20 protein-coding genes are annotated in these 24456 nt (G+C 59.3%); 5 read left to right on the top strand and 15 right to left on the bottom strand.

All coding sequences use genetic code 11. The features are described 5' to 3' along the window. Positions 1–183: 183 nt before the first annotated feature. The 9 genes from sucD to sdhC form a co-directional block, all read right to left on the bottom strand. Positions 184–1068 carry a succinate--CoA ligase subunit alpha gene (gene sucD, locus CAF76_RS08950; protein WP_011333119.1) on the bottom strand — a complete coding sequence of 295 codons (885 nt, stop codon included), beginning with the start codon at positions 1066–1068 and terminating at the stop codon, positions 184–186. Further along, positions 1068–2234, bottom strand: a complete 1167-nt coding sequence (gene sucC / locus CAF76_RS08945) for an ADP-forming succinate--CoA ligase subunit beta (protein WP_064594483.1) — start codon at positions 2232–2234, stop codon at positions 1068–1070. Before sucC ends, sucD begins: the two co-directional genes overlap by 1 nt. 201 nt (positions 2235–2435) lie before the next feature. Continuing rightward, complete coding sequence (lpdA, locus tag CAF76_RS08940; RefSeq protein ID WP_064594480.1) at positions 2436–3872, bottom strand: dihydrolipoyl dehydrogenase; 1437 nt, start codon at positions 3870–3872, stop codon at positions 2436–2438. Positions 3873–3969: 97 nt separating this feature from the next. Then, a complete protein-coding gene (gene odhB / locus CAF76_RS08935) occupies positions 3970–5193 on the bottom strand; it encodes a 2-oxoglutarate dehydrogenase complex dihydrolipoyllysine-residue succinyltransferase (RefSeq protein WP_085648494.1) in 1224 nt (407 codons plus the stop codon). A 42-nt stretch (positions 5194–5235) separates the two neighbouring features. Beyond that, positions 5236–8067 carry a 2-oxoglutarate dehydrogenase E1 component gene (locus CAF76_RS08930; RefSeq protein WP_039769786.1) on the bottom strand — a complete coding sequence of 944 codons (2832 nt, stop codon included), beginning with the start codon at positions 8065–8067 and terminating at the stop codon, positions 5236–5238. A 253-nt stretch (positions 8068–8320) separates the two neighbouring features. Continuing rightward, entirely contained in the window at positions 8321–9025 is a 705-nt protein-coding gene (locus CAF76_RS08925) for a succinate dehydrogenase iron-sulfur subunit (protein ID WP_007959035.1), read from the bottom strand. Positions 9026–9036: 11 nt separating this feature from the next. Next, on the bottom strand, positions 9037–10809 hold the full coding sequence (sdhA, locus tag CAF76_RS08920) for a succinate dehydrogenase flavoprotein subunit (RefSeq protein WP_011333114.1): 1773 nt from the start codon (positions 10807–10809) through the stop codon (positions 9037–9039). Positions 10810–10812: 3 nt separating this feature from the next. Then, on the bottom strand, positions 10813–11181 hold the full coding sequence (gene sdhD, locus CAF76_RS08915) for a succinate dehydrogenase, hydrophobic membrane anchor protein (RefSeq protein ID WP_007977503.1): 369 nt from the start codon (positions 11179–11181) through the stop codon (positions 10813–10815). After that, the gene (sdhC, locus tag CAF76_RS08910; protein ID WP_011333113.1) at positions 11175–11549 is read right to left on the bottom strand and encodes a succinate dehydrogenase, cytochrome b556 subunit; all 375 of its coding nucleotides are present in this window, start codon (positions 11547–11549) and stop codon (positions 11175–11177) included. Before sdhC ends, sdhD begins: the two co-directional genes overlap by 7 nt. A 364-nt stretch (positions 11550–11913) precedes the next feature. On the opposite strand from sdhC, the gene gltA reads away from it, so the two are divergent. Further along, a complete protein-coding gene (gene gltA, locus CAF76_RS08905) occupies positions 11914–13203 on the top strand; it encodes a citrate synthase (protein ID WP_007959044.1) in 1290 nt (429 codons plus the stop codon). A 1035-nt stretch (positions 13204–14238) separates the two neighbouring features. Here gltA and CAF76_RS08900 read toward each other — a convergent pair. From CAF76_RS08900 to CAF76_RS08890, 3 genes are all read right to left on the bottom strand, one after another. After that, positions 14239–15897 carry a cation acetate symporter gene (locus CAF76_RS08900; RefSeq protein ID WP_085648495.1) on the bottom strand — a complete coding sequence of 553 codons (1659 nt, stop codon included), beginning with the start codon at positions 15895–15897 and terminating at the stop codon, positions 14239–14241. Continuing rightward, complete coding sequence (locus tag CAF76_RS08895; protein WP_011333111.1) at positions 15894–16205, bottom strand: DUF485 domain-containing protein; 312 nt, start codon at positions 16203–16205, stop codon at positions 15894–15896. The genes CAF76_RS08900 and CAF76_RS08895 overlap by 4 nt, the downstream gene beginning before the upstream one ends. Before the next feature lie 230 nt (positions 16206–16435). Then, complete coding sequence (locus CAF76_RS08890; RefSeq protein ID WP_064594471.1) at positions 16436–17287, bottom strand: glycine betaine ABC transporter substrate-binding protein; 852 nt, start codon at positions 17285–17287, stop codon at positions 16436–16438. Positions 17288–17574: 287 nt separating this feature from the next. On the opposite strand from CAF76_RS08890, the gene CAF76_RS08880 reads away from it, so the two are divergent. Further along, positions 17575–19170: a beta (1-6) glucans synthase gene (locus CAF76_RS08880; protein WP_085648496.1), complete on the top strand. Its 1596-nt coding sequence runs from the start codon at positions 17575–17577 to the stop codon at positions 19168–19170. A 104-nt stretch (positions 19171–19274) separates the two neighbouring features. Here the strand turns inward: CAF76_RS08880 and CAF76_RS08875 are convergent, their stop codons facing one another. Then, positions 19275–19643, bottom strand: coding sequence for a hypothetical protein (locus CAF76_RS08875; RefSeq protein WP_064594465.1), 369 nt, complete (start codon positions 19641–19643; stop codon positions 19275–19277). Positions 19644–19866: 223 nt separating this feature from the next. On the opposite strand from CAF76_RS08875, the gene CAF76_RS08870 reads away from it, so the two are divergent. Continuing rightward, entirely contained in the window at positions 19867–21165 is a 1299-nt protein-coding gene (locus CAF76_RS08870) for a serine/threonine protein kinase (RefSeq protein ID WP_085648497.1), read from the top strand. Further along, positions 21158–21946: a VacJ family lipoprotein gene (locus tag CAF76_RS08865; protein ID WP_085648498.1), complete on the top strand. Its 789-nt coding sequence runs from the start codon at positions 21158–21160 to the stop codon at positions 21944–21946. Before CAF76_RS08870 ends, CAF76_RS08865 begins: the two co-directional genes overlap by 8 nt. 64 nt (positions 21947–22010) lie before the next feature. Here the strand turns inward: CAF76_RS08865 and CAF76_RS08860 are convergent, their stop codons facing one another. Further along, complete coding sequence (locus CAF76_RS08860; RefSeq protein WP_007959291.1) at positions 22011–22925, bottom strand: DUF808 domain-containing protein; 915 nt, start codon at positions 22923–22925, stop codon at positions 22011–22013. A gap of 134 nt (positions 22926–23059) precedes the next feature. Here CAF76_RS08860 and CAF76_RS08855 point away from each other — a divergent pair, with 134 nt between their 5' ends. Beyond that, a complete protein-coding gene (locus tag CAF76_RS08855; protein WP_007959290.1) occupies positions 23060–23665 on the top strand; it encodes a TetR/AcrR family transcriptional regulator in 606 nt (201 codons plus the stop codon). Between the two features lie 91 nt (positions 23666–23756). Here CAF76_RS08855 and CAF76_RS08850 read toward each other — a convergent pair whose 3' ends face one another. Further along, positions 23757–24197, bottom strand: coding sequence for a heme-binding protein (locus CAF76_RS08850; RefSeq protein ID WP_011333104.1), 441 nt, complete (start codon positions 24195–24197; stop codon positions 23757–23759). Positions 24198–24456 lie beyond the last annotated feature (259 nt).

Here is a 24456-nt window from a genome sequence, read left to right as displayed (position 1 = left end):
CGAATTTGCCCGACAAACGCACTGTTAGAGGGCGAACTATCCGATACGCGACGTTTCTGTGTCGCGTTTTTGCATGTTATTGGGTGAGTGCTTATAAATTGCCATCGTCCACCCGAACGCCAGAAACGACAAAGGCCACCCGAAGGTGGCCTTTGTTGCTGGAGCAGAGAAGTCAGCCGAAGCTTACTTCTTCACTTCCCAGCCAGTCAGCTCGGCCAGGGCCTTGCCGATGTCTGCCAGCGAACGCACGGTTTTCACGCCTGCGTCTTGCAGAGCAGCGAATTTCTCGTCTGCAGTGCCTTTGCCGCCGGAGATGATTGCGCCAGCATGGCCCATGCGCTTGCCCGGAGGAGCAGTCACACCAGCGATGTAGGAAACAACCGGCTTGGTCACGTTAGCCTTGATGTAGGCAGCCGCTTCTTCTTCAGCCGAACCGCCGATCTCGCCGATCATGACGATCGCTTCGGTCTTCGGGTCTTCCTGGAACAGCTTCAGGATGTCGATGAAGTTCGAACCCGGGATCGGGTCACCACCGATGCCGACGCAAGTCGACTGACCGAAACCGGCGTCAGTGGTCTGCTTAACAGCTTCGTAGGTCAGGGTGCCGGAACGGGAAACGATACCGACCTTGCCTGGCAAGTGAATGTGACCTGGCATGATGCCGATCTTGCATTCGCCTGGAGTGATCACGCCTGGGCAGTTAGGGCCGATCAGGGTAACACCCAGCTCGTCGCACTTAACTTTGGCGTCCAGCATGTCCAGGGTAGGAATGCCTTCGGTGATGCAGACGATCAGCTTGATGCCGCCGAAAGCTGCTTCCAGGATCGAGTCCTTGCAGAAAGGAGCCGGAACGTAGATTACGCTGGCGGTGGCGCCAGTAGCTTCTACAGCTTCTTTCACGGTGTTGAACACAGGCAGGTTCAGGTGAGTGGTGCCACCTTTGCCTGGGGTCACGCCGCCAACCATTTTGGTGCCGTAGGCAATGGCTTGTTCGGAGTGGAAAGTACCCTGCGCGCCGGTGAAGCCCTGGCAGATTACTTTGGTGTCTTTATTGATCAGGACGCTCATTACTTGCCCTCCGCAGCTTTAACGACTTGTTGAGCAGCGTCGGTCAGGCTGGTAGCAGCGATGATGTTCAAACCGCTTTCTGCCAGTACTTTAGCGCCCAGTTCAGCGTTGTTGCCTTCAAGACGAACAACAACCGGGATTTTCACGCCGACTTCTTTCACTGCACCGATGATGCCTTCGGCAATCATGTCGCAACGAACGATGCCGCCGAAGATGTTAACCAGTACTGCAGCGACGTTGCTGTCGGACAGAATGATTTTGAAAGCTTCGGTTACGCGTTCTTTGGTAGCACCACCACCTACGTCGAGGAAGTTGGCTGGCTTGCCGCCGTGCAGGTTGACGATGTCCATGGTACCCATGGCCAGGCCGGCACCGTTCACCATGCAGCCGATGTTGCCTTCCAGCGCTACGTAGTTCAGTTCGAACTTGGCAGCGTGCGCTTCGCGCGGATCGTCCTGCGACGGATCGTGGAAAGTCTTCAGCTTGGGCTGGCGGTACATTGCGTTGGCGTCGATGTTGATCTTGGCGTCCAGGCAGTGCAGATCGCCATCAGCCTTGATCACCAGCGGGTTCACTTCCAGCAGAGCCAGGTCGTGATCCTTGAACAGCTTGGCCAGACCTACGAAGATCTTGGCGAACTGAGCAACCTGCTTGCCTTCCAGACCCAGCTGGAATGCCAGCTCGCGACCCTGGAATGGCTGAGCGCCGACCAGTGGATCGATGGTGGCTTTCAGAATTTTTTCTGGAGTGTCGTGAGCGATTTTCTCGATGTCCACGCCACCTTCGGTGGAAGCCATGAACACGATGCGACGGCTCGAACGGTCAACGACAGCGCCCAGGTACAGCTCTTTAGCGATATCAGTGCACGATTCAACCAGGATCTTGGTGACTGGCTGGCCGTTGGCGTCAGTCTGGTAAGTCACCAGACGCTTGCCCAGCCACTGCTGTGCGAAGGCTTTGGCGTCTTCTCTGCTGCGAACCAGCTTGACGCCGCCCGCTTTACCGCGACCACCGGCGTGAACCTGGGCTTTGACAACCCACTCGTTGCCGCCGATTTTGTCGCAAGCTTCTGCTGCTGCTTCCGGGGTGTCTACTGCGAAACCAGTGGAAACTGGCAGGCCGTATTCAGCGAACAGCTGCTTACCCTGATACTCGTGAAGATTCATGCTTTTTACCGTCTTCGTTAGGTACTGCGCATTCGGCGCTGCGCTCTTTATGAGTGCCGCGCCACCTGTGACTGCTGCTTGCGTAGCCTTTCCGGATACCCGGTGCAGCTACGCAAGGCTGCGTCCAGCGGACATTCCGCGGTGAGTCTTGCACGCAAGGCTCACGACGGGCCGTACCGCCGTGGTTTCTTATTGTGTGTCTTAACGCTTCTTGCGGTTGGCAATGTGGATGGCGCCGCCATTCACTGCCAAAGCTGCTTCGTGCAAGGCTTCAGACAGGGTCGGATGGGAGAAAACCATCATGCCCAGGTCTTCAGCGCTGGTGCCGAATTCCATACCGATCGCGCCCTGCTGAACCAGTTCTGCGGCGCTCGGGCCAATCACGTGCACGCCCAATACGCGGTCGGTCTTGGCATCGGCGATGACCTTGACGAAACCACCGGTATCGTTGGCGGCCATGGCACGGCCGGATGCTGCGAACGGGAAGGTGCCGACGTTAACTTCAACGCCTTCAGCTTTCAAGGCCTGCTCGGTTTTACCGACCCATGCGATTTCCGGGTGAGTATAAATAACCGAAGGGATCAGGTCATAGTTCATCTGGGCCTTGTGGCCCTTGATGCGCTCGACAACCATGATGCCCTCTTCCGAGGCCTTGTGAGCCAGCATCATGCCGCGAACCACGTCACCGATGGCGTAAACGCCCGGTACGGTGGTGGCACAGTGATCGTCAACGTGCACGAAACCGCGCTCGTCCAGGGTCACGCCGCTGTCGGCAGCCAGCAGATCAGTGGTCACCGGACGGCGACCAACGGCTACGATCAGCTTGTCGAAAGTGATGGTCTGTTCGCCGTTGGCGTCGGTGTAGTTCACAACGACTTCGTCGCCGTTCACTTTCGAGCCGGTTACGCGAGCGCCCAGTTTGATGTCCAGACCCTGTTTGGTCAGGGTTTTCAGCGCTTCCTTGGAAACAGCGGTGTCCGCTGCCATCAGGAAGGTTTCCAAGGCTTCCAGGACAGTCACTTCCGCACCCAGACGCGACCATACCGAACCCAGTTCCAGACCGATCACGCCAGCGCCGATCACGCCCAGACGCTTAGGTACGGATTGGAATTCCAGAGCGCCAGTCGAATCGACGATGACTTTCTGATCCACCGGAGCCGGTGGAATATCGATCGGACGCGAGCCTGGAGCCAGAATGACGTTTTCGGCTTCGATGACTTCAACCGAGCCGTCCGGCTTGGTGACTTCGACTTTCTTGCCGGCCAGCAGTTTGCCGTGACCCTGGATCGAAGTGACGCCGTTGGCCTTGAACAGGGTGGCAACACCACCGGTCAGGTTCTTGACGATGCCAGCCTTGCGGCCAACCATCGCAGCGACGTCCATTTTGACTTCGCCGGTCGAGATACCGTGGACGTTGAAGCTTTCTTTCGCTTCCTTGTATTTCCAGGAGCTGTCCAGCAGCGCCTTGGAAGGAATGCAGCCTACGTTCAGGCAGGTGCCGCCCAGGGCTTGCTTGCCTTCAGCATCGGTGTACTTCTCGATGCAGGCAGTGCTCAGGCCGAGTTGCGCGGCCTTGATAGCTGCCACGTAGCCGCCAGGGCCCGCACCGATCACTACTACGTCAAATTTCTGCGACATTCAAAAAATCCTCTTTAGCGAAAAGCTTCAAGCCGCGCGCTGCAAGCCAGGCTGCGTTTTCCCGCAGCTTGAAGCTTGCAGCGCGTGACTGCTTCTATCAGATATCCAGCAACAGACGAGCCGGATCTTCCAGCAGGTTCTTGATGGTCACCAGGAAGGTTACAGCTTCTTTGCCATCGATCAGACGGTGATCGTAGGACAGTGCCAGGTACATCATCGGACGGATCACGACCTGACCGTTGATGGCCATCGGACGCTGGATGATGTTGTGCATGCCCAGAATCGCTGCCTGCGGCGGGTTGACGATCGGGGTCGACATCATCGAACCGAAGGTACCACCGTTGGTGATGGTGAAGGTGCCGCCGGTCATTTCGTCCATCGACAGTTTGCCGTCACGGGCTTTCTTGCCGAAGGTGGCGATGCCGCCTTCGATTTCAGCCAGGCTCATGTGCTCGGCGTTACGCAGAACCGGAACTACCAGGCCACGGTCGCTGGAAACAGCGACACCGATGTCGGCATAACCGTGGTAAACGATGTCGTTGCCGTCGATCGAAGCGTTGACCGCCGGGAAGCGTTTCAGCGCTTCGGTGGCAGCCTTGACGAAGAACGACATGAAGCCCAGGCGTACGCCGTTGTGGGACTTCTCGAACAGGTCCTTGTACTTCGAACGCAGGGCCATGACTTCGGTCATGTCGACTTCGTTGAAAGTGGTCAGCATCGCCATGTTCGATTGAGCTTCAACCAGACGCTTGGCAACGGTGGCACGAACGCGGGTCATCGGAACGCGCTTCTCGATGCGGTCGCCGGCGGCGAACACAGGAGCGGCGGCAGCCGGAGCAGCAGCCTTGGCAGGCGCGGCAGCCGGAGCGGCTTTCTTGGCAGCAACGGCTGCAACCACGTCTTCCTTGGTCACGCGACCGCCTTTGCCGGTGCCGGCAACGGAAGCGATGTTGATGCCGTTCTCTTCAGCCAGCTTGCGCGCGGCAGGAGCAGCGATCGGGTCGTCTTCGCCATCAGCGGCAGCCGGGGCAGCGGCAGCAGCGGCCGGAGCAGCAGCGGCAGCCGGAGCGGCGGCAGCAGCGCCGCCTTCAACGATGGAGCCCAGGACTTCGTCGGACAGGACGGTTTCGCCCTCGCCCTTGACGATTGCGCCCAGCACGCCGTCGGCGGTAGCCAGCACTTCCAGTACGACTTTGTCGGTTTCGATGTCGACGATCAGTTCGTCACGCTTGACGGCGTCGCCCGGTTGTTTGTGCCAGGTGGCAACGGTGCCATCGGCAACCGATTCCGGGAAAGTGGGGGCTTTGATCTCGATAGCCATTATCTGTGGTTCCTTAAATTCGGTTTCAGGTGCGCGAAGGCGTTAAACGGTAAACGCGTCTTGCAGCAGTTGTTCCTGCTGCTCGGCGTGCATCGATGCGTAACCACATGCTGGGGCAGCAGAAGCCTCACGGCCCGCGTACTCGAGTACGAGAGATTTGTTGAGGTTGCTGATGCTGCGACGCAGGTGGTGCTGGCTGCAGTACCAGGCGCCCTGGTTCATCGGCTCTTCCTGACACCACACGGCCGCTTTGGCATTGGTGTAAGGAGCCAGGACTTCTTTCAAGTCGTCCTCAGGGAATGGGTACAGCTGCTCGATACGCACGATGGCGATATCTTCGCGGCCTTCGGCACGACGTTTTTCCAGCAGGTCGTAGTAGACCTTGCCGCTGCACAGAACAACGCGCTCGACCTTTTTCGGGTCCAGGGCATCGATTTCCGGGATAACGGTCTGGAACGAACCTTCGGCCAGATCTTCCAGGGTCGAGATGGCCAGTTTGTGGCGCAGCAGCGACTTTGGAGTCAGAACGACCAATGGCTTGCGCAGCGGGCGAATCACCTGACGGCGCAGCAAGTGGTAGATCTGGGCCGGGGTGGTCGGCATGCACACCTGAATGTTGTGCTCGGCGCACAGCTGCAGGTAACGCTCAAGACGTGCCGAGCTGTGCTCAGGGCCCTGACCTTCGTAGCCGTGCGGCAGCAGCATGGTCAGACCGCAGAGACGGCCCCACTTGTGCTCGCCGCTGGTGATGAACTGGTCGATAACAACCTGTGCACCGTTGGCGAAGTCGCCGAACTGGGCTTCCCAGATCACCAGCGCGTTTGGCGTGGTGGTCGAGTAGCCGTATTCGAACGCCAGTACGGCTTCTTCCGACAGGAACGAGTCGTACAGGTCGAAGCGTGGCTGACCTTCATACAGATGCTTGAGCGGAATGTAGGTACCGGCATCTTTCTGGTTGTGCAGCACAGCGTGACGGTGCGAGAACGTACCGCGGCCGATGTCCTGGCCAGTCATGCGGATCGGGTGACCTTCGAACGCCAGGGTCGCGTACGCCATGGTTTCGGCGTAACCCCAGTTGATCGGCAGGCCGCCGGCTTGCATCTTCTGACGGTCTTCGTAGATCTTCGCGACCTGACGCTGAACCACGAAGCCTTCCGGAATTTCCAGCAGCTTGGCGGACAGTTCCTGCAGGGTCTTGAGGTCGAAGCGAGTGTCGTGACGCGCAGTCCAGGCGTGGCCCAGATACGGACGCCAGTCCACGAACAGCTCTTTGTTCGGCTCTTTGACCAGCGATTTCACGACGTGCAGACCGTTGTCCAGCGCGTTGCGGTATTCGTCGACTTTCGCCTGAACACGCTCTGCGTCCAGCACACCGGCCTGGGTCAGACGATCAGCGTACAGCTCACGGGTGGTGCGCTGCTTGGTGATCTGCTGATACATCAGAGGCTGGGTGCCGCTTGGCTCGTCGGCCTCGTTGTGGCCGCGACGACGGTAGCAGACCAGGTCGATCACCACGTCACGCTTGAACTGCATGCGGTAGTCGATGGCCAGCTGGGTCACGAACAATACGGCTTCCGGATCATCACCATTCACATGGAGGATCGGCGCCTGGATCATTTTCGCGACGTCGGTGGCGTACTCGGTGGAACGCGAGTCCAGCGGGTTGCTGATGGTGAAACCGACCTGGTTGTTGATCACGATGTGCACGGTACCGCCGGTCTTGAAACCGCGGGTCTGCGACATCTGGAAGGTTTCCATGACCACGCCTTGGCCGGCGAATGCAGCATCACCGTGGATGGAGATCGGCAGAACCTTCTCACCGGTCGAATCGTTGCGACGGTCCTGACGGGCGCGAACCGAACCCTCGACCACCGGGGAAACGATTTCCAGGTGGGACGGGTTGAACGCCATGGCCAGGTGAACTTCACCGCCGGTGGTCATTACGTTGGACGAGAAGCCCTGGTGGTATTTGACGTCACCGGAACCCAGCTCGACCTTCTTCTTGCCTTCGAACTCGTCGAACAGCTCGCGCGGGTTCTTGCCGAAGGTGTTGACCAGTACGTTCAGACGGCCACGGTGGGCCATGCCGATGACGACTTCCTTGGTGCCGTACGAGCCGGAACGCTGGATCAGTTCGTCGAGCATCGGAATCAGGCTTTCGCCACCTTCCAGACCGAAACGCTTGGTGCCCGGGTATTTGGTACCCAGGTATTTTTCCAGGCCTTCACCGGCCGTCACGCGCTCGAGCAGGTGGCTCTTGATGTCCGCGGAATATTCCGGACGGCCACGCACGCTTTCCAGACGCTGCTGGAACCACTGGCGCTGCTCGGAATCGGTGATGTGCGTAAATTCAGCGCCGATGGTGCGGCAATATGTCTGCTGCAACGCTTCGTGAATTTCGCGTAGGCTCGCTTCCTCTTTGCCGATGAACAGGTCGCCGGCACGGAAGGTCGTATCAAGATCGGCATTGGTCAAGCCGTAGTGATTGATCGACAGGTCTGCAGGTGCAGGACGCTGCCACAGCCCCAGCGGGTCAAGCTGGGCTGCCTGGTGGCCACGCATACGGTAGGCCTGGATCAATCGCAGCACTTCAACCTGCTTCTTCTCGTGCTCACTGCTCACGCTGCCGGCGGAAACCGGTTGGGCGCGGCGCTGGTTCTTTGCCAGCAGCACGAAATGATCGCGAATTGTGGAGTGCGAAACATCGGTGGCAGAGCTGCCGTCGGCAGGCAGCTTCTGAAAGTAGGTGCGCCACTCTTCTGGCACAGCGTTAGGGTCGTGCAGGTAGAGCTCGTAGAGCTCTTCCACATAGGCAGCGTTTCCACCTGAAAGGTAGGCGCTGTTCCACATGCGCTGCATCACGCTTTCTTGCATGCTTGGTCACCCTCGGTTAGGGGAACACCATCGGTGCCGACACCGAGCAAGCTTGCAGAAGTCCGAATGCAGCGACCAAAACAAGCCACTTAGGATCACACTGATAGTCCGGGTACCAGCCCGGATGCCCCTGCTTGTCTCATTTCTTCAAAATAAGAGCCGCAGCTTATGGCTGCTGCTCTGGTTATAGCCATGGCGCGGGTTGAAGCCCGCGCCTAAGCCCTCTGCGGGTACAGCGGTTACAGCAGCTGAATCACACGCCGCTCGAAAGCAGCATGTTACGGATGTGACCGATGGCCTTAGTCGGGTTCAGGCCTTTCGGACATACGTTGACGCAGTTCATGATGCCCCGGCAGCGGAAAACGCTGAACGGGTCATCGAGGGACGCCAGACGCTCGGACGTCTTGGTGTCACGGCTGTCTGCCAGGAAGCGGTACGCTTGCAGCAGGGCAGCTGGACCCAGGAACTTGTCCGGGTTCCACCAGAAGGACGGGCAAGAGGTCGAGCAGCAGGCGCACAGGATGCACTCGTACAGACCGTCGAGCTTTTCACGCTCTTCAGGGGACTGCAGACGCTCGATGGCCGGAGCCGGCGTGTCGTTCTGCAGGAATGGCTTAACCTTCTCGTATTGCTTGTAGAAGATGCTCATATCGACAACCAGGTCACGGATAACCGGCAAACCTGGCAGCGGACGAACGATCAGCTTGTTACCTTTGACGACAGCGGACAGCGGCGTGATGCACGCCAGGCCGTTCTTGCCGTTGATGTTCATGCCGTCGGAGCCACAGACGCCTTCACGGCAGGAGCGACGATAGGAGAAACCTTCGTCCTGCTCTTTGATCAGGGCCAGCACGTCCAGCACCATCAGGTCTTTACCACCGGTATCGACCTGGAATTCCTGCATGAACGGCGCAGCGTCCTGATCAGGGTTGTAACGATAAACACTGACTTGCAACATGGCGGTCACCCTTAATAAGTCCGGACTTTAGGTTCGAAAGTCGGAACAGTCTTCGGCGAGAAGTTCACGGCACGCTTGGCGACGCGTTTCTCACCCGGGAAGTACAGGGTGTGGCACAGCCAGTTTTCGTCGTCACGGTCTTCGAAGTCTTCACGGGCGTGAGCGCCGCGGGACTCTTTACGTACTTCGGCAGCGATGGCGGTAGCTTCAGCCACTTCCAGCAGGTTTTGCAGTTCCAGCGCTTCGATACGTGCAGTGTTGAACGCCTGCGACTTGTCGTTGATCTTCACGTTGGCGATGCGCTTGCGCAGATCAGCCAGCTGGGCAATACCCTTCTGCATGTATTCGCCGGTACGGAATACACCGAAGTAGTTCTGCATGCAGCTTTGCAGCTCGCGACGCAGGGTAGCGACGTCTTCGCCGTCGGTACGGTTGTTCAGGGCGTTCAGACGCGCCAGGGCAGCTTCGATGTCGGCTTCGGTAGCATCGTCGTATTCGATGCCGTCGGTCAGCGCCTTCTCCAGGTGCAGGCCGGCAGCGCGGCCGAATACCACCAGGTCGAGCAGCGAGTTGCCGCCCAGACGGTTGGCACCGTGAACCGATACGCAAGCCACTTCACCTACCGCGAACAGACCAGGAATGATCTGATCCACGCCTTCGGCGTCCTGGGTGATCGCCTGGCCATGAATGTTGGTGGCAACGCCGCCCATCATGTAGTGGCAAGTCGGAACAACCGGAACCGGAGCAACCACCGGGTCAACGTGTGCGAAAGTCTTCGACAGTTCGCAGATGCCTGGCAGACGGCTGTGCAGCACTTCCTCGCCCAGGTGGTCGAGTTTGAGCATCACGTGGTCGCCATTCGGACCGCAACCGTTACCGGCGATGATCTCTTTAACCATCGAACGGGCAACCACGTCACGACCGGCCAGGTCTTTGGCGTTCGGAGCATAACGCTCCATGAAACGCTCGCCGTGCTTGTTGATCAGGTAACCACCTTCACCACGGCAACCTTCGGTAACCAGTACACCAGCGCCGGCGATGCCGGTCGGGTGGAACTGCCACATTTCGATGTCTTGTACCGGCACGCCAGCACGCAGAGCCATGCCGACGCCGTCACCGGTGTTGATCAGGGCGTTGGTGGTGGATGCATAGATACGACCTGCACCGCCGGTAGCCAGTACGGTGGCTTTCGCGCGGATATAGGTGGTTTCGCCGGTTTCGATGCAGATCGCGATCACACCGACGAATTCGCCTTCCTGGTTTTTCACCAGGTCGACAGCGTAGTACTCGTTCAGGAACGTGGTACCGGCTTTCAGGTTGCCCTGATAAAGGGTGTGCAGCAGCGCGTGACCGGTACGGTCGGAAGCGGCGCACGTACGGGCAGCCTGCCCGCCTTTACCGTAATCCTTCGACTGACCGCCGAACGGACGCTGGTAGATACGGCCTTGCTCGGTACGCGAGAACGGCAGACCCATGTGGTCCAGCTCGAAAACGGCAGCCGGGCCTTCCTGACACATGTATTCGATAGCGTCCTGGTCACCGATGTAGTCGGAACCCTTGACGGTATCGTACATGTGCCAGCGCCAGTCATCGTTCGGGTCGGCCGAAGCGATGGCGCAGGTGATCCCGCCCTGTGCGGACACAGTGTGCGAACGGGTCGGGAAAACCTTGGTGATCACGGCAGTCTTGTGACCGCCCTGTGCCAGTTGCAGCGCTGCGCGCATGCCGGCACCGCCGCCACCAATAATGATGGCGTCGAAAGAAATCGTTGGAATGTTAGCCATGAATCAGATACCCCAGAGAATCTGCACACCCCAGACGAAGTAAGCGAACATCGCGACGCCGCATACTGCCTGGAAAAGGAAACGTACTGCAGTCGCGGACTTGCCCAGCGCCATTGGCGTCAGGTAGTCGGTCGCGATGGTCCACATGCCGACCCAGGCGTGAGCGCCCAGGGCAACCAGTGCCAGCAGACTGAAGATACGCATTCCGTTGTGGGCGAACAGGCCGTGCCATTGGTCGTAGCCAATGCCCGGGTTCGCGGCGAGGTAGCCGATCAGGAATATGAAATAAGCCGCGAGAACGACCGCAGACACACGCTGCGCCATCCAGTCATAGAGGCCCGAACGCGAAAGGTTTGTAACGCTGGTTACCATATCCAAACTCCTGCCAGAACGATCAGCACCACGGAAACGGCGATGATCAGTTTCGAGCCCAGGCGGCCGCCTTCCAGCGTCTCACCGATGCCCATGTCCATGATCAAGTGGCGCACACCGGCAACCAGGTGATACAGAAGAGCGGACAGGAGGCCCCATGCTACGAACTTGGCCAGCGGGCTGGTCAAGCATGCCTTCACCTCGACATAACCTTCCTCGGAACCCAGGGATTTGCCCAATGCATAAAGCATGATGCCAAGGCCCAGGAAGAGGATGATGCCGGAAACACGGTGAAGAAACGACGTAACGCCGGTGATGGGGAGTTTGATGGTCCTTAGGTCTAGGTTTACAGGTCGTTGGCTTTTCACGGCTTTTTTTTCACACTGAAGAGCCCCTAACAATCAGGGCAAAGTTGTTGGGGAGTGCACTGGTCAGGTAACCACCACCCAGGGATGCGACCCCCAATGAAAGCAAGCCCAAAAGCCCTTGGCGGTCGGTCGCCGAGTATAGACAGTTAGGCTACTAATGACAACGCAATCGCCTACCCCCAATAGCGGATTGCACAAGTCGTATAAAAGGCGTAAATGGCAGACAATTTCGAGGAAAAAGTACGGTTAAAGCCTTCTGGAGCAAGACTTTAGGCAAATTGACATTCGAATTTATCTCACTATAGTGGTGCGGGCCCTGCGTGGGGGGTCTGTCTGATGATTTCAAGCATAAATAGGAGGCCACATGGCTGACAAAAAAGCGCAGTTGATCATCGAGGGCGCAGCCCCCGTCGAGCTGCCCATTTTAACCGGCACCGTTGGTCCCGATGTTATCGATGTTCGGGGCCTGACGGCCACGGGCCGCTTCACTTTCGACCCCGGTTTCATGTCGACCGCTTCCTGCGAATCGAAGATCACCTATATCGACGGCGACAACGGCATCCTGCTGCACCGCGGCTACCCGATCGAACAGCTGGCTGAAAAGTCGGACTACCTGGAAACCTGCTACCTGCTGCTGAACGGCGAACTGCCGACCGCAGAACAGAAGGCCCAGTTCGTCGGCACCGTGAAGAACCACACCATGGTTCACGAGCAGCTCAAAACCTTCTTCAACGGCTTCCGCCGTGACGCCCACCCGATGGCCGTCATGTGCGGTGTAGTCGGCGCCCTCTCGGCCTTCTACCACGACTCCCTCGACATCAATAACCCGCAGCATCGCGAAATCTCCGCGATCCGCCTGGTTGCCAAGATGCCGACCCTGGCCGCGATGGTTTACAAGTACTCCATGGGTCAACCCATGATGTACCCGCGCAACGACCTGTCGTACGCGGAAAACTTCCTGCACATGATGTTCAACACCCCGTGCGAGATCAAACCGATCAGCCCGGTACTCGCCAAGGCCATGGACCGGATCTTCATCCTCCACGCCGACCACGAGCAGAACGCTTCGACCTCCACCGTGCGTCTGGCGGGCTCTTCGGGTGCCAACCCGTTCGCCTGTATCGCCGCCGGCATCGCCGCCCTGTGGGGCCCTGCCCACGGCGGTGCGAACGAAGCCGTGCTGACCATGCTCGATGAAATCGGCGATGTCTCGAACATCGACAAGTTCATCGCCAAGGCCAAGGACAAGAACGATCCGTTCAAGCTGATGGGCTTCGGTCACCGCGTCTACAAGAACCGCGACCCTCGCGCGACTGTCATGAAGCAGACCTGCGACGAAGTGTTGAAGGAACTGGGCATCCAGAACGATCCACAACTCGAACTGGCCATGCGCCTGGAAGAGATCGCTCTGACCGACCCGTACTTCATCGAGCGCTCGCTGTATCCGAACGTCGACTTCTACTCGGGGATCATCCTCAAGGCGATCGGCATTCCGACCAGCATGTTCACTGTGATTTTCGCCCTGGCACGTACTGTCGGCTGGATTTCGCACTGGAAGGAAATGCTCTCCAGCCCGTACAAGATTGGCCGTCCGCGTCAGCTTTACACTGGTTATGAGTCGCGGGATATCACCAAGCTGGAAGACCGCAAATAAGAGCTGTCTTGCGATAGCGTCTTAGCGTTTTACCGGGAACGGCCTCCATGTGAATGGGGGCCGTTTTTTGTTTTTGGCATATCAGCGGCCTTTGGGCCGACTGTTTTTTTGTTGATTGGGTACATATCCGTTGCTTCGGGTGCTGCCGCTGGCGGTTTCGCTCTTACAGCGACTCACTTTTCCAAACGCCGAAAAGTAAGCAAAAGGCTTTTGCCCCGGCGTACGGCACTTCGCCTAGGCTCAGTGTTCCCTCGCTACGGTGTCCATCAGGGGGCATCGCCTACGGTTTGCTTCGCTGCACCTCCTCTCGATGTATGCGGCTTCGCCGCACGGCGCTGCGCGCCTACCCCCTGATGGACACCTCCGCTCGGCCTGCCGAAGGGACAAAAAATCAAAAGCAGATCAAGAGCCAGATCAAGAGCCCCTCACCCTAGCCCTCTCCCGGAGGGAGAGGGAACTGATCGGGGTGTTTGGAAGAGATACGCCGACGTGCAATACCGAGTCGAACTCAGGTTTTGAAAAGCACAAAAATCGGCCCCCTCTCCCTCTGGGAGAGGGTTGGGGTGAGGGCTAGCCCCACCACAAAACCAAAGCCAAACACTCCCCGCTCCTCCCCACTCACCACAATGAGCGTTAGCTCGAGTACCGCTTTTGATCGCAGGGCCCGTCGGCAGGCTGAGTGGAGGGATTGATCCGGGGGTGGGAGCGCAGCGACCGTGCGGCGCAGCCGCATGCATCGAGAGGAGGTGCAGCGAAGCAAACCGTAGGCGATGCCCCCGGATCAATCCCGGAGCGAAGGAACCCCGAGCCTCAGCGAGGGGCCGTACGTCAGGGTTAGAGACCTTTTGGTTACTTTTGGGGCGCTTGCCAAAAGTGACCCGCCGTAAGGGCGGAACCCCAAGAAGCCGTTACCGCAGCAACGGATATACACCCAATCCCCAAGAACATCCGATAACCGCCCACAAAAAAAAATGCCCCAATCTCTCGACCAGGGCATTTCCATCCAACTCAACCTACATATTCAACCTGAAAGCCTCAGTGCGAAACCGCCCCACTAGCCCCCAACCCAGTCTGCGAACGCACAAACTGCGGGAAGAACGCCGCACGCTCGTTCTCAGCCGCCGCCGACTTGTCGGTAACCGAGAAGAACCAGATCCCGATAAACGCAATGATCATCGAGAACAACGCAGGATACTCGTAAGGGAAGATCGCCTTCTCGTGATGCAGAATCTGCACCCAGATGGTCGGGCCAAGAATCATCAGACCCACCGCACTCACCAGACCCAGCCAGCCGCCAATCATGGCGCCGCGGGTGGTCAGCTCCTTCCAGTACATCGAAAGCAGCAGTACCGGGAAGTTGCAGCTCGCCGCGATGGAGAACGCCAGGCCAACCATGAACGCGATGTTCTGGCTTTCGAACAGGATGCCCAGGCCGATGGCCAGAACGCCCAGTGCGATGGTGGTGATCTTCGAAACGCGGATTTCATCCTTCTCGTTGGCCTTGCCCTTCTTGATCACACTGGCATACAGGTCGTGAGACACCGCCGAAGCACCGGCCAGGGTCAGGCCGGCCACTACTGCCAGAATGGTCGCGAACGCCACCGCCGAGATAAAGCCGAGGAACACGCTGCCGCCCACGGCGTTGGCCAGGTGCACCGCCGCCATGTTGTTGCCGCCGAGCAGAGCGCCCGCTGCATCTTTAAAGGCCGGGTTGGTGCTGACCAGCAGGATCGCGCCGAAACCGATGATGAAGGTCAGGATGTAGAAGTAGCCAATGAAACCGGTCGCGTACAGCACGCTCTTGCGGGCTTCTTTCGCATCGCTGACAGTGAAGAAGCGCATCAGGATGTGCGGCAGGCCGGCGGTACCGAACATCAGCGCCAGACCTAGGGAGAACGCCGAGATCGGGTCTTTTACCAAGCCGCCCGGGCTCATGATCGCTTCGCCCTTGGCGTGAACCTTGATGGCTTCGGAGAACAGGGTGTTGAAGTCGAAGTTGACGTGCTTCATCACCATCAGCGCCATGAACGAGGCACCGGACAGCAACAGCACCGCCTTGATGATCTGCACCCAGGTGGTCGCCAGCATGCCGCCGAACAGCACGTACATGCACATCAGGATACCGACCAGAATCACCGCAACGTGGTAGTCGAGACCGAACAGCAGCTGGATCAGCTTGCCGGCACCGACCATTTGCGCGATCAGGTAGAACGCCACCACCACCAGCGAACCGCAGGCAGACAGCGTGCGGATCTGGGTTTGCCCGAGGCGGTAGGACGCCACGTCGGCAAAGGTGTATTTGCCCAGGTTACGCAGGCGCTCGGCGATCAGGAACAGAATGATCGGCCAGCCCACCAGGAAGCCGATCGAGTAGATCAGGCCGTCGTAGCCGGAGGTGAACACCAGCGCGGAAATCCCCAGGAAGGACGCCGCCGACATGTAGTCACCGGCAATCGCCAGACCGTTCTGGAACCCGGTGATCTTGCCGCCCGCCGCATAGTAGTCGGCCGCCGAGTTGTTGCGCTTGGACGCCCAGTAAGTGATGCACAGGGTCGCGCCAACGAACGCCACGAACATGACGATCGCGGAAACGTTGAGCGGTTGTTTGTGGACTTCGCCGGTCAGGGCGTCAGCGGCCCAGACGGCTGGAGCAAACGCTGCGATGCTCAAAAGAGCCAGTAGACGCCGGATCATTGCTGAGCCTCCTTGAGAATCGCGTTGTTCAGGTCGTCGAACTCGCCATTGGCGCGGCGCACATAGATGCCGGTCAGGATGAAGGCCGAGACAATCAGTCCGACACCGATCGGGATGCCCCAGGTGATGGATGATTCGGGGCTGATTTTCGTCCCGAGCACTTGCGGCCCGTACGCGATCAGAAGGATGAAGCCGGAGTAGAGCCCGAGCATGATCGCCGAGAGTATCCAGGCGAACCTTTCTCTTTTCTTGACCAGCTCCTTGAAGCGCGGGCTGTTCTGAATCGAGAGGTAAATGCTGTCGTTCATTGTTTTTATCCTCGCAGCACAGATTTTTATTTTTGGAACGTATCCACTGTATGCGGCTGCGAGCCGGGTTCCAGACGACCTTAGTAGTAGAACGCCATGACGTTTTTGCCAATTTCCAGACGAGCCGAAAACCGCCACCCCTGCCTATTAATAGAGGACAAACAAAAAAGGCCGCCCGACTGTCATGTCGGGCGGCCTTGGGAAGCGCAGATTAGACGCTTCGGCTTAAATCACTTGGTCCAGTCGGCAACACGCTCAGGGTGCTTGGCAACCCAATCCTTGGCCGCTGCGTCAGGTTTTGCACCGTCCTGAATCGCCAGCATGACTTCGCCGATTTCGTCCTTCGAAGCCCACTGGAAGTTCTTCAGAAACTTGGCCACTTCCGGCGCCTTGGTCGCCAGTTCCTTGCTGCCGATGCTGTTCACGGTTTCAGCCGCGCCGTACACGCCTTTCGGGTCGTCGAGGAAGCGCAGTTTCCACTTGGCAAACATCCAGTGCGGCACCCAGCCGGTAACGGCGATGGATTCGTTTTTCTTCTCGGCGCGGGTCAGCTCGGCAATCATGCCGGCGCCGGAACTGGCCTTGAGTTGGTAGCCGGTCAGGTCGTAATCCTTGATCGCCTGATCAGTCTTGAGCATCACGCCTGAACCGGCGTCGATGCCAACGATGCGTTTCTTGAAGGAGTCGTCGGTTTTCAGGTCTTCGATGGTCTTGGCCTTGACGTACTCCGGCACGATCAGACCGATTTTCGCGTCCTTGAAGTTCGGGCCGTAATCGACGACCTGATCCTTGTTCTTGGTCCAGTATTCGCCGTGGGTCACGGGCAGCCAGGCCGAGAGCATGGCGTCGAGTTTGCCGGTGGCAACGCCCTGCCACATGATGCCGGTGGCGACGGCCTGCAGTTTCACGTCGTAGCCAAGTTTCTGCTTGATCACTTCGGCCGCCACGTGGGTGGTCGCGACGCTGTCGGACCAGCCGTCAACGTAACCGATGTTCAGGGTCTGTTTTTCAGCGCTGGCGAAAGTGGAGCCCATCGCAAGTACCAGAGCGGCACCTGCGCCTAAAAGTCGTCGCATCTTCATCGTTACTTCCCCGAAATGCTGCGCCCGACGGATGCCGGGCATCGTCAACGTGTTGTTATGGTGCTCGGCGCCCCCATCACGCCCGTTCGCGAACTCGTTCGAACATCAGCGGAGTACTGATGAGTCCGATCATCAACCTGACGCCCGTTAAGACCTGCTCTGCCAGCGACCTCGAAGCAACGAGAAACGACATCAGATAGCCATTAACTGCGTCCGGATATTTGGCGCCAGACAATCCGCCCGAACTTTGCATGTCAAAATCGTGCGGGCCACCAACCTGCTTATAAATGCAGGTAACATGCGTCGCTTTGCAGCCACTCGGCCTGACCATGTCCGCGACTTCCCGTTTCCCCTTTCTTCCCTATCTGTTCGCCTGCCTGCTCGGGCTGTTTGCCCTGTGCGGCTTCTGGTACGGCCTCGGCAAACCGGTGATCCTGCCGGACGTCGCCACCCCGACCCACAAGTTGCAATGCGCCTCCTACACCCCGTTCGATAAAGACCAGTCGCCGTTCGACGTGCCGTTCAAACTGCGCCCGGAGCGCATGGACGCCGACCTCGCCCTGCTCGCCACCCGCTTCGAATGCATCCGCACCTATTCCATGACCGGCCTCGAAGCGCTGCCGGATCTGGCGCGCAAGCACGGTTTGAAGTTGATGATCGGCGCGTGGGTCAACAGCAATCCAGTCGACACCGAGAAGGAAGTCGACTTGCTGATCGCCTCGGCCAATGCCAACCCGGACGTGGTCAGCGCGGTGATCGTCGGCAACGAAGCCTTGCTGCGCAAGGAAGTCACCGGTGCGCAACTGGCGAAGCTGATCAACAAGGTCAAGAGCCATATCAAGCAACCAGTCACCTACGCGGATGTCTGGGAGTTCTGGCTCAAGCACCCGGAAGTCGCGCCGGCGGTGGATTTCCTGACCATTCACTTGCTGCCGTACTGGGAAGACGATCCGTCGAACATCGACGCCGCACTGCATCATGTAGCGCAAGTACGTCAGGTGTTCGGCAACAAGTTCGCACCCAAAGACGTGATGATTGGCGAAACCGGCTGGCCGAGCGAAGGCCGCCAGCGTGAGACAGCCCTGCCGAGCCGGGTCAACGAAGCCAAGTTCATTCGTGGTTTTGTCACCCTCGCCGAACAGGAAGGCTGGCGCTACAACCTGATCGAAGCGTTCGACCAGCCGTGGAAGCGCGGCAGCGAAGGCGCGGTCGGCGGTTACTGGGGGCTGTTCGATGCGGACCGCCAGGACAAGGGCGTGTTGGCCGGGCCGGTATCGAATGTGCCGTACTGGTCGCAGTGGCTGGCGGTCGGCGGAGTGATCTTCCTCGGCACATTGCTGCTGGGCGGTCGGGTTCGTACGACGCGCTCGGCGCTGATCCTGCCGTTGCTCGGCGCCCTCGCCGCCTGCTCGATCGGCGCCTGGGGCGATCTGGCGCGGGTGACCACGCGGTTTGCCAGCGAATGGCTGTGGGTCGGCTTGCTGACGATCCTGAATCTGTTGGTGCTGGCCCATGCCGCGCTGACCTTGAGCGCCCGCAATGGCTGGCGTGAACAGGCGTTCAACGCTTTCGAGCGACGGGCCGGCTGGCTGGTGGCGGCGGCCGGTTTCGCCGCTGCCGTGATGATGCTCGAGCTGGTGTTCGATCCGCGCTATCGCAGTTTTCCAAGCGTGGCCTTCATTCTGCCGGCGCTGGTCTACCTGTGCCGCCCGGTCAGCGTGGCCCGTCGGGAGATCGTCCTGCTGACCTTCATCATCGGCGCGGGCATTGCGCCGCAGCTGTTCCGTGAAGGATTGCAGAATCAGCAGGCGTGGGGCTGGGCGCTGGTCAGCGTGTTGATGGTGGCTGCGTTGTGGCGCTGCCTGCGGGTTCGCAAGGGCTGATCTTCAAAGGCTGAACCGGCCTCTTCGCTGGCAAGCCAGCTGCCACAGGTTCTGCATCTACATGGATCAAGCGTGGGAGCTGGCTTGCCAGCGATGGCTGACTGTCAGACGCCGCGAGACTCTCTAACCAGTCGCAACCCGGCAATCACCACCGCAAATACCGCCAGCGTCGTGTTGTACAGCGCCAGCGCCGGCAACCCGAACACCAGCGCCAGCACCGCCAGCCACCACCCTGCCCGGCCCGGCACGACAAAACCGAGCACGGCTGCAGCAACCGCCGCCCAGCCCAGCAGCTGGAAATGAATCATCAGGCCCAGGTTCGAGCGCACCGAGCATTCCCAGCGGCTCGCCTCATCCACGCAGATGCCCACCCACTGCGCGTCCTCCATGAAGCCATAACGCGCGCCATAACTGGCAGCCAGCCACAACGGCAACAGAACGAGCAGCAGAATCACGGGCAAGCGGCGGGACATGGAACACTCCAATCGACGAAATCGGCGGCCAGCTTAATCTGCCGCCGCGCATACGCAAGGACTAACAACTCTTAACTGGTCATTCCTTCCTTGCAAAGTGTATCGTCCGGCTACTATTACTCCGAATTCTGTCAGTTTGGTGCCGTGGCATGGCACTTTGACGCAAACCCGGTGGTCATAGCCTGCGAACTTCATTCGGCACCTTCCTCTAAGGGATCCAGTCATGCTCCGTTCCTTGCGCTTCGCCGCCCTGTTTGGCGGCCTTATTCTGAGTGCGTCCGCGCTGGCGGTGGATATCGACGCCGCCAGCTATGGCTATCCCCTGACCAACCCGTTCGAGGCGACCATCGCCACCACGCCGCCGGACTTGCGCCCGGAACTGCCACTGGACGACGACATCGATCAGGCCGATCGCAGCGTCACCCTGCGCCCCGAGCGGGAATTCATCCTGCCGGACAATTTCTGGCCGGTGAAAAAACTCACCTACCGCATCGCCACCCAGGACAAGGCCGCGCCGCTGATCTTCCTGATCGCCGGCACCGGCGCGCGCTACGACAGCACGCTCAACGAGTACCTGAAGAAGCTTTATTACAAGGCCGGCTACCACGTCGTGCAGCTGTCATCGCCGACCAGCTTCGACTTCATGAGCGCCGCCTCGCGTTTCGCCACCCCCGGCGTGACCAAGGAAGACGCCGAAGACATGTACCGGGTGATGCAGGCCGTGCGGGCGCAGAACCCGAAAGTACCGGTCACCGACTATTACCTCAGCGGCTACAGCCTCGGCGCGCTGGACGCGGCCTTCGTGGCGCATCTGGATGAAACCCGTCGCAGCTTCAACTTCAAGAAAGTCCTGCTGCTGAATCCGCCGGTCAACCTTTACACCTCGATCACCAACCTCGACAAGCTGGTGCAGACCGAGGTCAAGGGCATCAACAACAGCACTACTTTCTATGAACTGGTGCTGAACAAACTGACCCGCTACTTCCAGCAGAAGGGCTACATCGACCTCAACGATGCGCTGCTCTACGACTTCCAGCAGTCCAAGCAGCACCTGAGCAACGAGCAAATGGCGATGCTGATCGGCACCTCGTTCCGCTTCTCGGCAGCCGATATTGCGTTCACTTCGGACCTGATCAACCGTCGCGGCCTGATCACCCCGCCGAAATTCCCGATCACCGAAGGCACCAGCCTCACGCCGTTCCTCAAGCGTGCGCTGCAATGCGACTTCGACTGCTACCTCACCGAACAGGTGATCCCGATGTGGCGCGCCCGCACCGACGGCGGCAGCCTGCTGCAACTGATCGATCAGGTCAGCCTGTACGCATTGAAGGATTATCTGCACGACAGCCCGAAAATCGCCGTCATGCACAACGCCGACGACGTGATCCTCGGCCCGGGCGACCTCGGCTTCCTGCGCCGGACCTTCGGCGATCGCCTGACCGTTTACCCGCTGGGCGGCCATTGCGGCAACCTTAACTACCGCGTCAACAGCGACGCCATGCTGGAGTTCTTCCGTGGCTAAATATCTCCTGCTGATTGCAGCGCTCCTCAGTGCAGGTATGGCCCAGGCCGACAACAGCAAAGCCAATGCACCGGTGGTCATCGACAGCGACGGTTTCAAGGAGCCGCTGTCCAAACTCAAGTTCAACCCGGGGCTGGATCAGCGCGAGTTCGAGCGCTCGACCCTCAGCGCGCTGAACGTCTATGACCCGCTGGAAGAGTGGAACCGCCGCGTCTACCACTTCAACTACCGCTTCGACCAATGGGTGTTCCTGCCGGTGGTCGATGGCTATCGCTACATCACCCCGAGCTTCGTGCGCACCGGCGTGAGCAACTTCTTCAACAACATTGGCGACGTGCCGAACCTGGTCAACAGCCTGTTGCAGTTCAAGGGCAAGCGCTCGATGGAAACCACCGCGCGCCTGCTGCTCAACACCACCATCGGCATCGCCGGACTCTGGGACCCGGCTACCGCCATGGGCCTGCCGCGCCAGAGCGAAGACTTCGGCCAGACCCTGGGCTTCTACGGCGTACCGGGCGGCGCCTACTTCGTGCTGCCGATCCTCGGCCCGTCGAACCTGCGCGACACCGCAGGCCTGGCCGTGGACTACACCGCCGAGTCCGCGATCAACTTCCTCAATGTCTCGGAAGTCAGCTCCAACCACCCGGAAGTCTGGGTACTGCGTGGCATCGACAAGCGTTACCAGACCAGCTTCCGCTACGGTCAGCTGAACTCGCCGTTCGAGTACGAAAAGGTGCGCTACGTCTACACCGAGTCGCGCAAGTTGCAGATCGCCGAGTAAAAACGCCAGCCACAAAAAAGGCCATTCGATGCGAGTCGAATGGCCTTTTTGTTTGCCTCAGGATTTAGCCTTTCAGGGCTTTCCAGACTTTGCCGATCACGGACACGCCCGCCAGCACCACCGCACCCGCGATGATCCCCGCCACGCCGTTCAACAGCATCGGCACCACGAACCCGGCGCCACCGGCCGCTGCGCCGACGCTTTCGATCCAGTGATGCACCACCGGCACACCGTGGGTCAGGATGCCGCCACCGACCAGGAACATCGCCGCCGTGCCGATCACAGACAGGCTTTTCATCATGTACGGCGCAGCGCGCAGGATGCCGTTGCCGATACTTTTGGCCATCTGCCCGGGTTTCTGAGTCAGCCACAGACCGAGGTCATCGAGTTTGACGATACCGGCCACCAGGCCGTAAACGCCCACGGTCATGACAATGGCGATGCCCGACATCACGATCACTTGCTGGGTCAGCGAAGCATCGGCCACGGTGCCGAGGGTGATGGCGATGATTTCCGCCGAGAGGATGAAGTCGGTGCGGATCGCGCCCTTGATCTTGTCCTTCTCGTAGGCCACCAGATCGGTTGCCGGATCAGCCACGGCCTCAACCAACTGGGCGTGCTCGGCTTCATCTTCGGCCTTGCTGTGCAGGAACTTGTGCGCGAGTTTTTCGAAACCTTCGAAACACAGGTAGGCGCCACCGACCATCAACAGCGGTGTCACCAGCCACGGCACGAACGCACTGATCGCCAGCGCCGACGGCACCAGGATCAGTTTGTTGACGAACGAGCCCTTGGCCACCGCCCAGACCACCGGGATTTCCCGCTCCGCGCGTACGCCGGAGACTTGCTGGGCGTTGAGCGCCAAGTCGTCGCCGAGCACGCCGGCGGTCTTCTTGGCAGCCATTTTGGTCATCAACGCAACGTCGTCCAGAACGGTAGCGATGTCGTCGATCAGCACCAGCAAACTGCTTCCTGCCATGAATCATGTTTCCTTATGTGAATAATGCCGCGCAGCATACCGCGACTGCGGGCCACACGGGGCATTGTTGAGCGCCGCGCGAGGCCGGTGCTACCATGCGCAACCGCCAGAACAGGCAAGGAACCACCGGGTTTATGAGCACAATCCGCGAGCGCAACAAAGAACTGATCCTGCGTGCAGCCAGTGAAGAGTTTGCCGACAAGGGCTTCGCTGCGACCAAAACCAGCGACATCGCCGCCAAGGCAGGACTGCCCAAGCCCAACGTCTATTACTACTTCAAGTCCAAGGAAAACCTCTACCGCGAGGTGCTGGAAAGTATCATCGTGCCGATCCTGCAGGCCTCGACCCCGTTCAATCCGGACGGCGTACCGAGCGAAGTGCTGAGCGGCTACATCCGCTCGAAGATCCGCATCTCCCGCGACCTGCCCTTCGCCTCCAAGGTGTTCGCCAGCGAAATCATGCACGGCGCCCCGCACCTGAGCGCCGACCTGGTCGAGCAGCTCAACGGCCAAGCCAAGCACAACATCGACTGCATCCAGACCTGGATCGACCGCGGCCAGATCGCCCCGATCGACCCCAACCACCTGATGTTCAGCATCTGGGCCGCAACCCAGACCTACGCCGACTTCGACTGGCAGATCTCCGCCGTAACCGGCAAGGACAAGCTCGACGAAGCCGACTATGAAGCCGCAGCACAAACCATCATCCGGTTGGTGCTCAAGGGCTGCGAGCCGGACTGAAGTCCGCACCTCCAGACACAAACAAGCCCGCCCTCACATGATCCTGTGAGGGCGGGCTTGTGCGTTTCAGCGGCTATTCGGTTTTAGCCACTCAGGCTGCCACCCCCGCATCCGCCCGCAGGTCCAGGGCCTCTACGGCCTTGATTGCCACCTGCTCATCGATATCCGACAGATCGCCGCTGATGCCGATCGCACCCAGCACGTTCCCCGCCTGATCACGAATCAACACACCGCCCGGTGCCGGCACGACGCTGCCCTGCCCCATGCTGTTGAGCGCGGCGATGAACGCCGGGCGTTGTTGCGCGTCCAGCGCCAGCAGGCGTGAGCCCTTGCCCAGGGCGATGGCGCCCCAGGCTTTGCCGATGGCGATGTTCGGGCGCAGCAGGCTGGCGCCATCTTCGCGCTGCAAGGTGACCAGATGGCCGCCGGTATCCAGTACCGCGATGGTCAGCGGCGCGGCGGAAATGGCCCGCCCTGCATTGATGGCTTCGTTGACCAGCTTGACTGCGACTTTCAAGGTTAAAGCGCTCATGGTGCCGTCCTCATTTTGTTATTGGGAAAGTCGTTGGACTGCGCGCAAGTGCCGCAGCCCGATGCAACAAATAGAACACAATGAATTATTTTTTTGTATACAATAATTCCCGAAAAGCGCTCCATGCGACGAAAAGCCACAGCAGAACAGGCTTCCGACGAATGAAACAGGCGCTTGAGAAAATGGATTGACCTGCGCCGTCCGCCGTGAATACACTCTGCGCAAAGCCACTTGTATACAATTACAAAACGTAAAGAGG

The organism is Pseudomonas sp. B40(2017) (assembly GCF_002112855.1).
In the GTDB taxonomy this organism is placed as follows: Bacteria; Pseudomonadota; Gammaproteobacteria; order Pseudomonadales; family Pseudomonadaceae; genus Aquipseudomonas; species Aquipseudomonas pharyngis.
This window is presented reverse-complemented; position numbering and strand designations above follow the sequence as displayed.

Coding starts and splice junctions, on each gene's coding strand:
- sucD (WP_011333119.1), bottom strand. CDS start 1,068: ATGAGCGTCCTGATCAATAAAGACACCAAAGTAATCTGCCAGGGCTTC.
- sucC (WP_064594483.1), bottom strand. CDS start 2,234: ATGAATCTTCACGAGTATCAGGGTAAGCAGCTGTTCGCTGAATACGGC.
- lpdA (WP_064594480.1), bottom strand. CDS start 3,872: ATGTCGCAGAAATTTGACGTAGTAGTGATCGGTGCGGGCCCTGGCGGC.
- odhB (WP_085648494.1), bottom strand. CDS start 5,193: ATGGCTATCGAGATCAAAGCCCCCACTTTCCCGGAATCGGTTGCCGAT.
- CAF76_RS08930 (WP_039769786.1), bottom strand. CDS start 8,067: ATGCAAGAAAGCGTGATGCAGCGCATGTGGAACAGCGCCTACCTTTCA.
- CAF76_RS08925 (WP_007959035.1), bottom strand. CDS start 9,025: ATGTTGCAAGTCAGTGTTTATCGTTACAACCCTGATCAGGACGCTGCG.
- sdhA (WP_011333114.1), bottom strand. CDS start 10,809: ATGGCTAACATTCCAACGATTTCTTTCGACGCCATCATTATTGGTGGC.
- sdhD (WP_007977503.1), bottom strand. CDS start 11,181: ATGGTAACCAGCGTTACAAACCTTTCGCGTTCGGGCCTCTATGACTGG.
- gltA (WP_007959044.1), top strand. CDS start 11,914: ATGGCTGACAAAAAAGCGCAGTTGATCATCGAGGGCGCAGCCCCCGTC.
- CAF76_RS08900 (WP_085648495.1), bottom strand. CDS start 15,897: ATGATCCGGCGTCTACTGGCTCTTTTGAGCATCGCAGCGTTTGCTCCA.
- CAF76_RS08895 (WP_011333111.1), bottom strand. CDS start 16,205: ATGAACGACAGCATTTACCTCTCGATTCAGAACAGCCCGCGCTTCAAG.
- CAF76_RS08890 (WP_064594471.1), bottom strand. CDS start 17,287: ATGAAGATGCGACGACTTTTAGGCGCAGGTGCCGCTCTGGTACTTGCG.
- CAF76_RS08880 (WP_085648496.1), top strand. CDS start 17,575: ATGCAGGTAACATGCGTCGCTTTGCAGCCACTCGGCCTGACCATGTCC.
- CAF76_RS08875 (WP_064594465.1), bottom strand. CDS start 19,643: ATGTCCCGCCGCTTGCCCGTGATTCTGCTGCTCGTTCTGTTGCCGTTG.
- CAF76_RS08870 (WP_085648497.1), top strand. CDS start 19,867: ATGCTCCGTTCCTTGCGCTTCGCCGCCCTGTTTGGCGGCCTTATTCTG.
- CAF76_RS08860 (WP_007959291.1), bottom strand. CDS start 22,925: ATGGCAGGAAGCAGTTTGCTGGTGCTGATCGACGACATCGCTACCGTT.
- CAF76_RS08855 (WP_007959290.1), top strand. CDS start 23,060: ATGAGCACAATCCGCGAGCGCAACAAAGAACTGATCCTGCGTGCAGCC.
- CAF76_RS08850 (WP_011333104.1), bottom strand. CDS start 24,197: ATGAGCGCTTTAACCTTGAAAGTCGCAGTCAAGCTGGTCAACGAAGCC.